General features: G+C 67.5%; 12 protein-coding genes. 6 read left to right on the top strand and 6 right to left on the bottom strand.

Annotated elements, in window-relative coordinates; all coding sequences use genetic code 11:
- Positions 1–6: 6 nt before the first annotated feature.
- Positions 7–957, top strand: coding sequence for an aldo/keto reductase (locus tag LO787_RS07765; protein ID WP_232495272.1), 951 nt, complete (start codon positions 7–9; stop codon positions 955–957).
- Positions 954–2267 (top strand): spinster family MFS transporter, encoded by a 1314-nt coding sequence (locus LO787_RS07760; RefSeq protein WP_232495271.1) that lies wholly within the window; start codon positions 954–956, stop codon positions 2265–2267. The genes LO787_RS07765 and LO787_RS07760 overlap by 4 nt, the downstream gene beginning before the upstream one ends.
- 3 nt (positions 2268–2270) lie before the next feature.
- Here the strand turns inward: LO787_RS07760 and LO787_RS07755 are convergent, their stop codons facing one another.
- Genes LO787_RS07755 through LO787_RS07740 form a run of 4 tightly spaced genes read right to left on the bottom strand, consistent with a single transcriptional unit; the run spans position 2271 to position 5116 of the window.
- Positions 2271–3149: an SDR family NAD(P)-dependent oxidoreductase gene (locus LO787_RS07755; RefSeq protein ID WP_232495270.1), complete on the bottom strand. Its 879-nt coding sequence runs from the start codon at positions 3147–3149 to the stop codon at positions 2271–2273.
- A complete protein-coding gene (locus LO787_RS07750; RefSeq protein ID WP_232495269.1) occupies positions 3146–3703 on the bottom strand; it encodes a nuclear transport factor 2 family protein in 558 nt (185 codons plus the stop codon). Before LO787_RS07750 ends, LO787_RS07755 begins: the two co-directional genes overlap by 4 nt.
- The gene (locus LO787_RS07745; protein ID WP_232495268.1) at positions 3693–4589 is read right to left on the bottom strand and encodes an SDR family NAD(P)-dependent oxidoreductase; all 897 of its coding nucleotides are present in this window, start codon (positions 4587–4589) and stop codon (positions 3693–3695) included. Before LO787_RS07745 ends, LO787_RS07750 begins: the two co-directional genes overlap by 11 nt.
- Positions 4586–5116, bottom strand: coding sequence for a nuclear transport factor 2 family protein (locus LO787_RS07740; protein WP_232495267.1), 531 nt, complete (start codon positions 5114–5116; stop codon positions 4586–4588). Before LO787_RS07740 ends, LO787_RS07745 begins: the two co-directional genes overlap by 4 nt.
- Before the next feature lie 225 nt (positions 5117–5341).
- Here LO787_RS07740 and LO787_RS07735 point away from each other — a divergent pair, with 225 nt between their 5' ends.
- The gene (locus LO787_RS07735; RefSeq protein ID WP_232495266.1) at positions 5342–6361 is read left to right on the top strand and encodes an AraC family transcriptional regulator; all 1020 of its coding nucleotides are present in this window, start codon (positions 5342–5344) and stop codon (positions 6359–6361) included.
- An 8-nt stretch (positions 6362–6369) separates the two neighbouring features.
- Here the strand turns inward: LO787_RS07735 and LO787_RS07730 are convergent, their stop codons facing one another.
- Both LO787_RS07730 and LO787_RS07725 read right to left on the bottom strand, forming a co-directional pair.
- Positions 6370–6669: a hypothetical protein gene (locus tag LO787_RS07730; protein WP_232495265.1), complete on the bottom strand. Its 300-nt coding sequence runs from the start codon at positions 6667–6669 to the stop codon at positions 6370–6372.
- Positions 6670–6829: 160 nt separating this feature from the next.
- Positions 6830–9265: a TonB-dependent receptor gene (locus LO787_RS07725; protein WP_232495264.1), complete on the bottom strand. Its 2436-nt coding sequence runs from the start codon at positions 9263–9265 to the stop codon at positions 6830–6832.
- Positions 9266–9746: 481 nt separating this feature from the next.
- On the opposite strand from LO787_RS07725, the gene LO787_RS07720 reads away from it, so the two are divergent.
- From LO787_RS07720 to LO787_RS07710, 3 genes are read left to right on the top strand one after another with little or no spacing between them, the layout of a single operon-like run.
- A complete protein-coding gene (locus LO787_RS07720) occupies positions 9747–11141 on the top strand; it encodes an FAD-dependent oxidoreductase (protein ID WP_232495263.1) in 1395 nt (464 codons plus the stop codon).
- On the top strand, positions 11138–12844 hold the full coding sequence (locus LO787_RS07715; RefSeq protein ID WP_232495262.1) for an FAD-dependent oxidoreductase: 1707 nt from the start codon (positions 11138–11140) through the stop codon (positions 12842–12844). Before LO787_RS07720 ends, LO787_RS07715 begins: the two co-directional genes overlap by 4 nt.
- Entirely contained in the window at positions 12841–14448 is a 1608-nt protein-coding gene (locus LO787_RS07710; protein ID WP_232495261.1) for a GMC family oxidoreductase, read from the top strand. Before LO787_RS07715 ends, LO787_RS07710 begins: the two co-directional genes overlap by 4 nt.
- Positions 14449–14452: the final 4 nt, after the last annotated feature.

Here is a 14452-nt window from a genome sequence, read left to right as displayed (position 1 = left end):
CATGCCGTGACCCCACGCCCCCTTGGCCGCACCGGCCTCAGCGCCGCCCCGCTCATGCTGGGCGGCAACGTCTTCGGCTGGACCGCGGATCGCGCCGAAAGCTTCGCCATCCTCGACGCTTTCGTGGATTCCGGAGGCTCCCTGATCGACACGGCAGACGTCTATTCGGCCTTCGCTCCGGGCAATGTCGGCGGCGAATCCGAGACGATCATCGGTGAATGGCTGCGTCACAGCGGGCGGCGAAACGATGTACTGATCGGCACCAAGGTGGGGCTGATGGATGGCAGAGGCGGCACCGGCCTGCACCCGGCGCGCATCATGGGTGCGGTGGAGGAGTCCCTGCAGCGCCTCGGCGTCGAGACAATCGACATCTACTTCGCCCACCGCGACGATCCGTCCACGCCGCTGGAGGAATCGCTCGAAGCGTTCGACCGGCTGGTCCGCGAAGGCAAGGTTCGGGTGCTGGGTGCATCGAACTACGCGCCGGACCGCCTGGAGACGGCACTGGCGATCAGCGACGCGAACGGGTGGGCGCGCTTCGCCGTGATCGAGCCGCTCTACAACCTGCTCCAGCGCGATGTGTACGAAGGCGCGTTGCAGGATATCGCGCTGCGCGAGGGGCTGGCGGTGGTGCCGTTCTACGCCCTCGCCAACGGCCTGCTCACCGGCAAGTACCGCAGCGTCGAGGACATCGCCGGACACGCGCGTGAACCCTACCTGCGCCCACTGTTCGAGCGCCCCGAAGTCCCACGCCTGATCGCCGCCATGGACCGGGTCGCGCAGGACACCGGCGCTTCGATGGTGAGCATCGCCGTCGCCTGGATGCTCACCCGCCCCGGCATCAGCGCGCCGATCGCCAGCGTATCGCGTCCCGGCCAACTGGGTGACCTGATCGCCGGCCCCACGCTGGACCTCGACGCCGCGCACCGCGCGCTGCTGGACGAGGCCGCTGCGTGAGCCTTCGCCGCTCGCCATGGTTCGCGCTCATCGCACTGACCACCACGTTCAGCGTCGGCTTCATCGACCGGCAGGTGCTCAACCTGCTGGTGCAGCCGATCAAGGCCGACTTCCGCCTCAGCGACCTTGAGATCAGCGTGCTGCAAGGCGCGGCGTTCTCCATCGCCTACCTGCTGATGAGCCCGGTGTTCGGGCGCTGGGTGGATACCTCGGGACGACGCCGCATCCTGCTCGGCTGCATCGGCGTGTGGAGCCTGTTCACCGCCGCCTGCGGCTTTGCCCGCAGCTTCGGCGCGCTGTTCGCCGCGCGCTCGGGCGTAGGCGCGGCGGAGGCGGGGCTGACCCCATCGTCATGGTCGCTGCTGAGCGACCTGTTCGACGAACGGCGCCTTGCCCGCGCGCTCAGCATCTACAACATGGGGCCGTATATCGGCAGCGGCATGGCGCTGCTGCTGGGCGGGCTGGTGATGGACTGGGCGGCGGCGACCGACTTCGCCGGAGTGCCGGTGCTGGGCGGCATGGCGCCGTGGCAGATCACCTTCGTCCTCGTCAGCACGCTCGGCCTCGTCTGCATCGCGCTCGTCGCAGTCATGCGCGAGCCGCCGCGCGGGCTGGTGGACCGCGACCACACCGAGGCCCCGCCGCCGCTGACGCTCGGAGCGACGCTCGCCGTCCTCTGGGCCAATCGCGGCTTCTACGGCTGGTTCTACATCGGCATGGCGCTGGCGATCATCCCGATCTACGCCTTCCCGGCCTGGCTGCCGACCGTCGCGATCCGGCAGTACGGCGTGAGCATCGGGCAGGTCGGCATGACCTATGGCCTTGTCACGCTGGTCGGCGGATCGCTCGGCGTGCTGGCCGGGCCGACCTTCGGGAAGTGGCTCAATGGCGCGGGCTATCGCGACGCCAACATGCGCCTCGGCGTCATAAGCGCTTTAGGCGTCTTCGCCTGCTGCGTCGCGCTCATGCTGAGGAGCGGGTACGAGATGGTGCTGGCAGTCGGCGGGATCATCAGCTTCTGCTACTCGATCCCTACCGCCATGGCCGCGACCGCGCTTCAGGTGGTGACGCCCAACCGGATGCGCGGCCTCGCCTCCTCGCTCTATATCGTGCTGGTGACGCTGATGGGCCTCGGCATCGCGCCGGTCAGCGTGGCGTTCCTGACCGACAAGGTGTTCCGCGACGAACTGCGCGTCGGCGATTCCCTCGGCATCGTCTGCGCCATTGCCGCGCTGCTCAGTTGCGTCAGCCTGTGGCTCAGCCTCAAGGCCTACCGCCGCCTGATGGCCGAGCCGATCACGCTGCGCTGAAGCTCAGGGGCCCGTCCACGTCGTCGCGCCCGCGTCCCACAGCGGAGCGCCGCGCGTGGCGCGCAAAGACGGGATCGCGTGGCCGTCCGTGTCGGTCAGGCCGTATTCAGCGGCCAGTTCGGCGTTGATGAAGGTGCCGCCGGACTTCGCCTTGAGGTCCGGGTCCATAGCCAGCGCCGCGATCACCCGGCCCGGAAACTCCGGCGAGGAGCCGACCGCGCTGTTGAGCTGGTTCGCCATGCCGGGCACCGACTTGAGGTTCTCCGTCGCCCGCTCGGTGTAAGTGAAGCCCTGCCAGAGCGACACGGCGCTGACGCCGGTGTCGCGCAGTTCGTGGCCCATGTCGCGCATCATCCGGTCGGTCGCGGTCTTGGTGGTCCCGAACACCACGTCGTAGGTGTAAGTGACGCCGACGTAGCCGGAGAGCGCCGCGATCAGGCCGGAGCCCTGCGGCACCATGATGCGCGCCGCATGCCATGCCACGATGTAGGCGGCGCGCATCCCGGTCTCCCAGATCTGCCACTCCCCGGCGAGCGGCTTTTCCCAGAACCCGGCGCGCTGCGTCATCGTATCGGGAATGGCCATCGCATTGTTGACGAGGAGGTCGAGCCGCCCCTCGTCCCGCGCGATGCGCTCGAACAGGGCGGCGATCTGCGCGTCGTCGAGCAGGTCGAGCGCGACCGCGACACCGCAACCGCCCCGCGCGTTCACCTCCGCCACCGTCTCCTCCAGCGAGCCCGGCAGCGCATGGTCGCCCGCCGCCACGGTGCGCCCGGTCACGTAGACCGTGGCTCCCTGTTCGGCGAGCGCACAGGCGACGCCTTTGCCGATCCCGCGCGTGGCCCCGGTGACGAGCGCGACCTTGCTGACCAGTCCGCTCAAGACGGCTTGCCCGGATTGGCGGGCGCGCGCAGGTTGACCAGCGGCCGGCGGTACGAAGGATCGCTAGGATCGCGGGCAGTGACGCCGTTGACCGCGATATCGGGGACGTCGCCGAAGGGCACCGCCATCGGCGGCGGCAGGCAGCCCCACTCGATCACGTTGGTGCGCAGCGCGATGCGCCATTCGTCGCCGCGCCGCTCCAGACGGTCCACGTAGCGCCCCCCGGCGATCCACAGCGTCTCGCCATGGTTGCGGCCGACGAACTGATAGTAAGTCTCGGCATGGGCGGTGTCGCCGTCGAGATCGATGTTCGACTGCAACAGCGCGTGATGCGTCAGGATCTGCCCCGCGCGGTGCAGCGGAACCGCCCAGTCCCAGCAGTCCGCCGCGCTGCCGACGAACGGCCCGGCGGCCATCTCCGCGTCGTCCCAGAAGGCCGAAAGGTAGATGTCGCGGTCGAACCGGTCCATCCCGCGGGAGAAGCGTTCGAGGCATTCGCGGATCTCGTGCTTGTCGAGCATCGCCGCCATGCGGGTTTCACGGTCACTTGCCACGGTAGTCGACCTCCGAAATCGGTTTCCAGATCGGCGATCCACGGCTCGCCCGCGCCGATGCGATCACGCTTCCGTCCACGTCGGTCACGCCATATTCCTGCGCCAGTTCCGCCGTGACGAACTCCCCTCCCGAGCGTTTCATGACATCGGGATCGGCGGCCAGAGCGGCGATGACACGGCCCGGATGCTCCACGCTGCTGCCCTGCATGGACGTGATCGACGTGGTCATCTTGTCGCCCATCTTCGCGAGGTTGTCTTTCGCTTTCTCGGTCAGCGTCAGCCCCTGCCACAGCGTCAGCGACGCGACGCCGTGGGGTTCCAGTTCGATCGCCATGTCGCGCGCCATGCGGTCCACCGCGGACTTGGACGTGCCGAAGATCACGCCGTAAGTATAAGTCACCGCCGCGAAGCCGGAGATCGCGACGATCAGCCCGCTCTTCTGCGGGGCCATGATCTTCGCCGCGTGCCAGGCCGCAACGTAGTTGGACTTCACGCCGACGTCCCACATCTCCAGATTGGCGAGCGGCTTCTCCCAGAAGCCCTTGGGCTCCAGCAGGTCATCGGACAGCGTGAAGGCGTTGTTGACGAGGATGTCGAGCCGACCCTGCTCGGCACCGATGCGCGCGAACAGGGCTTCAACCGCCGCGTCGTCGCCATGGTCGCAGGCGACCGCGACGCCGCGCCCGCCGCTGGCGCGCCCGCGCTCGTCGCACTCGGCGGCGGTGCCGCCCACGGTGCCGGGGAGGTAATAGTCACCCTCGTTCACGGTGCGCCCGGTGACGTAGACGGTGGCCCCTTGCTCGGCCAGCACCAGCGCGATGCCCTTGCCGATGCCCCGGCTGGCCCCGGTGACGAGCGCCACCTTGCCGGCAAGCGGCGCGCTCACGCGGCGTTCCCCGCGAACCAGCCTTCGCTGAAGTCACCCTTCGCGCGGCCGGGGAAATGCTCGGCGGTGAAGGGATAGCCCATGACGCCCTTCGACCAGTCCGCCGCCGCGCCCCAGTCCTGCTCCCAGTCGTAGAGCATCACGCGGTCGGCGATGCGCCACTCGCCATCGCGCCGCTCGAAGCTGTCGAGGTAGCGCCCGCCGATGCAGGTGTCGCGATCGCCCGCGCCCATATCGACGCGGTGATAGGAGAAGACGTGGGTTTCCGCCTTCGCGGCATCGCCCGCAAGCTCGACATGCGTCTGGCCGAGGAGGTGCTGGGTGTCCTTGATCGCGTCCGCGCCCGGCACCACCCATGCGAGGTACGTCTCGAAGTCCCCGCTGTGGACGCCGTAATCGAAGCGCGCCTCGGGCCACCAGCAGGCGCGGATGAGGTCGGCGCTGCGCCGGTCCTCCCCGCGTGCGAGCCTTGCGACGCAGGCGCGGATCGCCTCGCGGTCGAGCATGTCGCGCAATATCTGCTCCATCGAACCTCTCCTTGATGCGCCGTTCTCGGGACGCCTGCGCCCTGTCTATCGGAACCGGCGCCGGGAAGTTTGACCAATGTGGACAGAATGGGGTGGCGACGCGCATCATCGTCACTGCGGAGTGGCGATGCCGTGAAACCACATCGGCGCGCGTCAACTTGACCGATGTGGACAAAGCAGGCAGCCATGGGCCTGCCCTCACTCGCTCTGCGGAAGGCCCTGCCGATGTCATCGACCACCGACATGGACTTCGCGAAGCTCAACATCCCGCTACTGCGCCATTTCCCCGTGCTGGCGACGGAACTGGGCGGCGATCCCGGCGAACTGCTGCACTCGGCGGGCATCAGCCCCGAGGGATTCCGCGACGACGCCGGCGACCTGACTTATCCCGAAGCGATCCGCCTCCTCGCCCTTGCCGCGCGGCGGCTGGACTGCCCCGACTTCGGAATGCGCCTCGCCCTGCGCCAGCGTCGCGGCGCGATCTTCGGGCCGCTGGGGCAGGTCATGCGCAATTCGAAGACCTTCGGCGACGCCCTGCGCTTTGCCAGCGAGCATATCGGCGCGCACAGCCGCGCCGCGCGGGTCTGGCTCGATCCCGATGCCGGAAACGAGCGGGTGTTCGCCGGGCACGACCTCCTCGTCGAAGGCAGCGGCGACCGCATCCAGGCGATCGAGCAACTCCTCCTGCTCGGCCATCTGCAGGCGATGGACATAACCGGCGGCTATGCCCGCGCCCGCTGCGTCCATTTCCGGCATGAGGCGCTGTCGTCGCCGGACGGCTACCGCCGCCATTTCGGTTGCGAGGTGCGGTTCGGCGAACCGGCGGACGGGATCACCTTCTCGGTCCGCGACCTCTCCAGCCCGATCCTCAGCCAGAACGCGGAAATCCACCGCGATCTCGTCGCCTACGTGGAGGCGCATTTCCCCCGGCAGCGACTACCCTTCGATGCCGAAGTGCGCGGCCTCGTCATGCGCAGGCTGGCCAGCGGCGACTGCGCCAGCGGCGAGGTTGCCCGCGCGCTCGGCATCCATCACCGCACCCTGCGCCGCCGATTGCAGCAGGAGGGCACCGGCTTCCAGGCGGTGAAGGACGACGTGCGCCGCGACCTGACGCTCTACTACCTGCAGCAGACGCGGCTCGATTTCCGCGACATTTCGGAGAAGCTGGGCTTTGCCGAACAAGCGGTGTTCTCGCGCAGTTGCCGCCGCTGGTTCGGCCGGTCACCCACGCAGATCAGGGGCTGAACCGGCCCTCAGACCGCCAGAATGACGCCATCGTCGCTGCGCGGCGGCGCGCCGTCGAACGATCCCAGCGGCTCGAACGGCTCGTCCGTGATCGCAAGCTCGGACAGGCCCGCAAGCTTGAACTGGCCCAGCGTCGGCTCCTCGTCGCTGCGGCGCGCCTTGTTCGGATTCATCGCGCTGATGACGAGGTCGCCATGCCGCTCGAACAGGATGTGCGGCGCGAGGGTGATGGCATTGCCGTTGTAACGCGCGACCACGAACCTGCGTGTCGCGATCGCTTCCATCACTATGAGGCGAGGATCATTCATGTGACCGCAGATCGCATGGCTGGCGCGAAATGGAAAGACAGGTCTGCACCGGAATCCCACGTAACAGAAGGCCGGTGCGCGACATGGAGGCTTCGCGCACCGGCCAGGAGAGGATGGTTGTCCTGCACGCCGGGAGGACGACCGGTCGGTTGCTTGCGGATCAGTAGTGGTACGTGACCTGCACCTGCACCGTGCGCGGGATGTTGGCATAGCCGCGCTGGTCGCCGAGGCGGCCCGCTGCCGTGCCGGTGCCCGAACCCGTGCCCGGCGAGTCCAGCGCGCCGGAGATGACGAACTGGTTGGTCAGGTTCTTGCCGATGACCGCCAGATCCCACCCCGCCTTGGAGCTGAGCGTCACCGAGGCATCGAGGTTCACGTACTTGGGCTGCGTCGCGATCGGGTTGTGGAACGGCGATGCGTTGTAGCTGGCCGAATAGCGGGCGTCCGCCGAGAGCGCGAGCGACAGGTCCGGGGTCAGGTCCGTCTCGTAGCTGGTGCCCAGCGCCGCCGTCCAGCGCGGGGCGTTGGCGGTGGGCTTGCCGCTCAGATCCTGCACGAGCAGACCGCCGTAGGGGCTCGATGCGGTGGGGTTGCAGCCCTGCGCCGGGGTCTGGCCGGTGACGCACGGAGCGATGAAGTCCACGTAGCGCGCCTTGTTGTAGTTCAGCGAGCCACGCATGGTGAGGCCCGGCACCGCGATCGGCGCCCACTCGGTCGAGACTTCGACGCCCTTGGTCCGCGCCGAACCGGCGTTGGTGGTGATGTAGCGGAAGGTCTGCGCCTCGAAGAAGTCCACCTGCAGGTTGGTGTACTCATAGGTATAGAGCGCGACGTCGAAGCGGAGCTGGTTGTTGAACAGCGTGGTCTTCACGCCGCCCTCGAAGCCCTTCGCCTTCTCCGGCTCGAAGTCCAGATCCGCCGGGATCGAGGCGTTGGTATAGGAGCTCTGGTTCGAGAAGCCGCCCGACTTGTAGCCGGTCTTGAAGCCGCCGTAGATGTTGACGTTAGGCACCGGCTTGTACGACGCGGTGACTTCCGGGCTCCAGTTGGTGAAGGTCTGGTCGGTGTAGATAGGGTCGTTCAGGCGGTTGATCTGGCCGGGACGGTTGACCGGGTGGACGAAGAAGCTGTCCTTGGTCTCATGCGTGTAACGGATGCCCGAGGACAGTTCGAGTTCCGGGATGACCTTCCACGTCACCTGCGCGAAGGGAGAGATCGTCTCGCCCTTGGTGTAGGAATCCTTGCCGAAGGCGACGTATTCCCACTCCGGCCGCTGCGTGCTGACGCGCACGTTGCCCGAATAGACGTGCTGGTCGGACTGCAGCTTCGTCTTCTGGTAGAGCACGCCGACCATCATGTTGACGGGGCCGTCGTAGTTGGTCTGCGCGCGCAGTTCCTCGGAGAATGCCCACCACTTCTCGCGCGATCCGACGTAGATCTGCGTGGCGCGCTGCTGGTAGTCGCTGTCGGTCAGCCAGCGGTTGTTCTGGTTCTGGTAGTTCGTCGCCGAAGTCAGCGTGACGTCGCCGAGGTTCCATTCGAGGTTGTTGGTCGCTTGGTACGAGCGGTACTTGGTGTAAAGCTCGCCGTCATCACGCGCGAAGGGGAAGTTCGCGGAAATTTCGGTCGGCATCTGGTTGTGGTAGTATTTCCAGTCGCGCTTGCAGGGCACGCCGGGCTGGAGGGTGCTGAACCCGGTGGCGCAGGAGAACACGATGTTGTTCCACGCACCGTCGTTGGTCGTCGTCTCGTTGGCGGAGACCTTGAAGGTGTTGGTGATGTTGTCGGTCGGCTCCCACTTGAGCGTGATGCGCCCGACGAGCTCCTTCTCCTTCGGCCCGCGACGATCGCCCGGCGGAGCGACGAGGTTCTGCACCGGGCCGCCGGCCTGGTCGGTCACCGTGAAGGGCTGCGCGGTCGCGTAGTTGCGCGAATAGCCGCCGAACATCTTGGACGCGCGCAGCGCCACGCGCACGCCCAGCGTGTCGGTCAGCGGCGTGGAGATCATCTGCTCGATATAGGGGCGCTTGGCGCGGAACTCGTAGCCGACGCGGGTCGAGCCCTCGAAGCTGGCGCCGGGGTCGGCGGTGGTGATCGAGATCACGCCAGCCGTCGCGTTCTTGCCGAAGAACAGCGCCTGCGGGCCTTTCAGCACTTCGATGCGCGAGAGGTCGAAGAAGCCTTCGTTCAGGATGCGGCCGCTGGCGTAGTAGATGCCGTCGACGATGATCGCGGTGGAGGACTCGATGCCCAGCGCGCTCGCCGGGGTGCCGATGCCGCGCAGCGAGATCTGCGCGCCCGAACCGGTGGTCGCGCGACCGACCGTCAGGTTCGGCGTGGTCGCGGCGATGCGTTCGATGTTGGAGATGTCCTGCCGGGCGATCTGCGCGGGCGAATAGGCCGTCACCGCGACAGGGATGTCCTGCAGCGATTCCGTGCGCTTGCGGGCGGTCACGACGATCTCCTCAAGGCCGCCGGTGGCGGCCTGGGGCGCTTCCTCCTGCGCCAGCGCCGGGCTTGCCAGCCCGAACGCCGATGCCGACGCCAGCAATCCGGCGGTCAGGCAGGCGCGATGGAAATTCGGTAGATCCTTCATTCTCTTCTCCCCGTCTATCCCTTCGCTGCGAAGGATGACTTATTTTAGAAATTGAAGGCGTTGTCGCCGTCTCGGGCCTTTGCCGAGTACGTGACCGAGCCAGTCTTCATCCCATTCCCCGAGCCACCGGGCGATTCGCTCCTTGGTGACTCAACCTCTTTTCTACGCCGCTTTATGCGCAGGAAGTGGCGGCATGACAATAAAAAAGTCGATCATGATTGCTTTTTTGTGATGGTAGACGCCCCGCAACCCGGCCAAACCTGCGGGTTTCGCGATGGACACCTCCGCTTCGGGTGACTAAAGAGCAACAATTGAGCTAGACTTACTAGTCGACGCTCGTCATGCTTCGGGTCATCGGCCAGCCACGCCCTGCTTCGCGCAGGGATGCGTCGGCCCAACGACAACCATGAATGGAGAGGCGTCCTATGCCGGTCACGGCCGAAAGGATTTGCGTTGTGCCGCCCGCCGGGAGAACCCGGCAATGAGTGATGGCGACGATCTCGACTACGACGTCATCGTCATCGGCACCGGCGCGGCGGGCCTGAGCGCGGCAGCCCTCGCGGCGGAGAACGGCGCGAGCGTGCTGATGGTGGAAGCGGCCGACCGCACCGGCGGCTCCAGCGCGCTGTCGGGCGGGGTGTTCTACGCCGCCGGAACCTCGCTCCAGCGCGAAGCGGGCCTTGCCGACGATACGGCCGAGGCGATGTATCACTATTACATGACGCTCAACCAGTACAAGCTGGAGCCCGCGCTGGTGCGCAGGCTGTGCGAGCAGTCCGCCGTCGCCTTCGAGTGGCTGCGCGAGATCGGCGTCGGCTTCACCACCGACAACCTCTACGCATCGGGCGTCGACAAAGTGCGGCGCGGCCATCGCGCTACCGGCGACGGCGCGGGCATCGTCGAAGGGCTTGAGGGCTTCCTGTCCGGCCGCAGCGTCGAGACGGCGCTGGAAACCCGCGTCGAAAGCCTGCTGGTCGAGCAGGGCCGCGTCTGCGGCATCGTCGTCGATGGCCAGCCCGTGCGCAGCGCCGCGACGGTGATCGCCACCGGCGGCTTCGGCGCCAATCCCGAGATGCTGGCTCGGCACTATCCCGACGCCGCGCGCTATGGCGACCTGCACTGGTACATCGGCGCGCCGACCTGCCGGGGCGACGGAATTGCCCTTGCCGCGCAGGTCGAGGGGCAGTTGAGCCAGGCGAACCGCGGCCTGCTGCTCATCACGCCCGGTTTCGCCAGAGACCTCGAGAGCTACCTCCCCGGCTGGCTGATGATGGTGAACCGCGAGGGACGCCGCTTCATCGACGAGACCATAGAATACTCGGTGCTCGCCGCCGTGCTCGACGAACAGCCGGGCAAGGACTGCTACGCGATCTTCGACGAGACATCGCGCCTTGCCTCGAAGACCACGCAATACCGCCCTGCGCCAAGCTGGGCGGCGGATCGCCTGCTCGAACACGTCGAGGCCGGAACACTCGTCAGTGCGCCGACGCTAGAGGAACTGGCCGACAAGCTGGGACTTCCTACCACGCGCCTTGCTGCCACCGCCGAGCGCTACAACGCGCTGGTCCAGGCGGGCGAGGATGCCGACTACTTCAAGCCCTCGGCCATGTTGCGCAGCGTTTCTCAGGGACCGTTCTACGCCGCGCACATCCGCCCCGGCATCATCTGCTGGACCGGTACCGGCATCCGCATCGACACCGAGGCGCGCGTGCTGGGTGCCGACGACCGCCCGGTGCCGGGCCTCTACGCCGCCGGGGAGACCACCGGCGGCATGTTCGGACAATGCTACGCGGCGGGCGGTGCCTCGATCGGCAACGCCGTCGTCTTCGGCCGCATCGCAGGGCGAAACGCTGCCATGGAGAAGATAAGCGCATGACGACTTCAGACAGGACCGTCGACGTTCTCATCGCAGGCACCGGCGCCGCCGGCCTTACCGCCGCCGTCACCGCGCGCCGCGCCGGGCTCGACGTGCTGGTGGTGGAGAAGGAGGCCGTGTTCGGCGGCACCACCGCGACTTCGGGCGGGGTGCTCTGGGTGCCTGGCAACCACCACTCCCCCGCCATGCAGCGCGCCACCGGGCAGAGCGACGACGTCGCCAACGCCCGCGCCTATCTGATCGAGGAAACCGGCAACTACATCGAGCCGGACCGTGTCGAGGCCTACCTCGATACCGCACCGCGCATGGTCCGCTTCCTTGAGGAGAACAGCCATGTCCGCTTTTACGGCATGGACTATCCGGACTACCATTCGGAAAGCGGGCACAGTTCCATCGTCCGCTCGATCGGCACCGTCGATTACGAAGCGCGCGAACTCGGCCCGCACCTGAAGAACCTCAAGCAGCAATTGCCGCAGACGCTTTTCCTCGGTTTTGCCGTGGGTTCGGGGGTGGAGATGATCCAGTTCATGAAGGCGGGCCGTTCGGTGAAGGCGCTCGGCTTCGTCGCGAAGAAGCTGGCCAAGCACTTCACCGACGTGGTGCGCTATGGCGAGGGACAGCAGGTCGTGCGCGGGCGCGCGCTGGTGGCCCGGCTTGCCCGCACGCTGTTCGATCTCGACGTGCCGATCTGGCTGTCCTCCCCCGTCGCCGCCCTCACCCGCGAGGACGGGCGCGTAACCGGCGCCGAGATCGACACGCCGCAGGGCCGCGTCCGCGTTACCGCGCGGCGAGGCGTGGTGCTCGCCTGCGGTGGCTATCCCAACGACCCGGAACGCCGCGCCGCCACTTTTCCCGCACCGGCCAACAACCGCGAGCAGCGCAACCCGACGAACCCCGGCAACACCGGCGACGGCATACGCCTCGCCGAGAGCGTCGGCGGCGTGTTCAACGGCAACGTCGCCCATCCCGCGCCGTGGATGCCGGTCTCGGTCCTGCCCGGCTCCAGGGACTTCACCGGCGTCTGGCCGCATCTGATCGACCGGCAGAAGCCCGGCTTCATCGCCGTTCGTCCCGATGGCCGCCGCTTTGGCGACGAGTCCAGCTCCTACCACGACCTCATCCCCCAGATGACCCGCGCCAGCGAGGGCGACAGCAGCGCCTGGGCCTGGCTGATCGGCGATGCGGCGGCGGTGAAGAAGTGGGGCATCGGCATGGTCCGGCCCTTCCCCATCCCGCACGGCCAGCACTTGCGCAGCGGCTACCTCAAGCGCGCCGACACGCTGCAGGCCCTTGCCCAGATCTGCGGCATCGACGCCACTGCGCTGGAGCGCACCGTGACGGCCTTCAACGCCAACGCAGAGGCGGGCGTCGACCCCGATTTCGGGCGCGGCGGGCGCGTCTACGACGTCTATCAGGGCGACCCCGAGCACAAGCCGAACACCTGTCTCGGCCCGCTGACCAAGGGCCCGTTCTACGCCATCCGCATGGAGGCCGGGATCATCGGCACTTTCGCAGGCCTCAAGACCGACCGCCATGCCCGCGTCCTCGACGGCGAGGGCGCGCCCGTGACCGGGCTTTATGCAGTGGGCAACGATCAGGCCAACGTCTTCGCCGGAGCCTATCCCGGCGCGGGCGCGACGATCGGCCCGGCCATGACCTTCGCCTACATCGCGGGCAGGCACCTCGCCGGGCAGGCTGCATGAGCGACGAGTTCGACTTCATCGTCAGCGGTGCGGGCTCGGCCGGCTGCGTGGTCGCGGCGCGGCTCAGCGAGAACGGGCGCTATTCGGTGCTGCTGCTGGAGGCCGGGCCGAGGGACACCGCGTTCTGGATCAAGCCGCCCATGGGCTATCCCATGCTGTTCACCGACCCCAAGGTGAACTGGATGTTCGAGAGCGAGCCGGAGGCGCAGCTCAATGGCCGCCGCATGTACCAGCCTCGCGGCAAGGTGCTGGGCGGGACGAGTTCGATCAACGGCATGCTCTACATCCGCGGCAACCGGCGCGACTACGACCACTGGCGGCAACTCGGCTGCGAGGGGTGGAGCTTCGAGGACGTGCTCCCGTATTTCCGCAAGGCGGAGGACCAGAAGCGCGGACCTAATGCCTACCATGGCGTCGGCGGGCCGCTGACCGTGTCGGACCAGCCCGACCGCTCGGAGATCGCCGTCGCCATCGTCGATGCGGCGCGGCAGGCGGGCATTCCCTACAACCCGGACTTCAACGGGGCTGAGCAGGAAGGCACCGGCTTCTTCCAGACCACAACGCGCAACAACCGGCGCTGGAACACATCGCAGGCATACCTGACCCCGGCGCGGGGCCGCGCGAACCTCAAGGTCGAGACCGGCGCCCACGCCACCCGCGTGCTGATCGAAGGCGGGCAGGCAACCGGGATCGAGTATCGCACAAAGGCGGGCCTGCGCACGGCGAAAGCCCGGCGCGAGGTCGTCGTCTGCGGCGGCGCGTTCGGATCGCCGCAACTCCTGCTGCTGTCGGGCATCGGCCCGGCGGAGCACCTGCGTGCCAACGGTATCGCTCCGCTGCTCGACCTGCCGGGCGTCGGCGCGAACCTGATGGATCATTTCTACATCTCGCTGATGTTCCGCTGCACCAAGCCGATCACGATCAACGAACTGGCCAACAGTCCGCTGAAACAGCTCAAGGCGGGCATCGATTACGTTCTGTTCAACAAGGGGCCGCTCGCCAGCAACGGCATCTATGCGGGCATCTTCACCCGCACGGACGAGCGGCAGGACCGGCCCAATCTTCAGGTCAACACGAACATCTGGACCGTCCAGAGCCGTACCGCAGCGGGCATGAAGGCGCACCCCTTCCCCGGCTTCACCATGAGCCCGGTCCACCTCAACCCGCGCGCCACCGGATCGGTCACGTTGCGCGGGCCTGATCCGCTTGCCGACCCGGTGATCCGCCAGAACTTCCTGACCGACCGCGTCGACGTCGAGGCGATGATCGCGGCGGTCAGGATCGTGCGAGGCGTCGCCGCCCAGCCCGCGCTCGCCCCCTACAACGCGGGCGAGATCTCGCCCGGCGCCGACGCGCGCAGCGACGATGAGATCGAGGCTTTCGTACGCGCCGCCGCCATCGCCAATCTGCACCCGGTCGGCTCGTGCCGCATGGGCGCAGGCGCGGATGCCGTCGTCGATCCCCGCCTGCGCGTCCACGGCATCAGGGGACTGCGCGTCGCCGATGCCTCGATCATGCCGAGCCTGCCCGCAGGCAACACCAATGCCCCCTCGATCATGATCGGCGAGAAATGCGCCGACATGATGCTCGAGGATGCCCGCTGACAAT

It is taken from the genome of Novosphingobium kaempferiae (genome assembly GCF_021227995.1).
GTDB lineage: Bacteria > Pseudomonadota > Alphaproteobacteria > Sphingomonadales > Sphingomonadaceae > Novosphingobium > Novosphingobium kaempferiae.
Note: the sequence above shows the minus strand (reverse complement) of the source record. Positions and strands in the feature narration are given on the sequence as shown.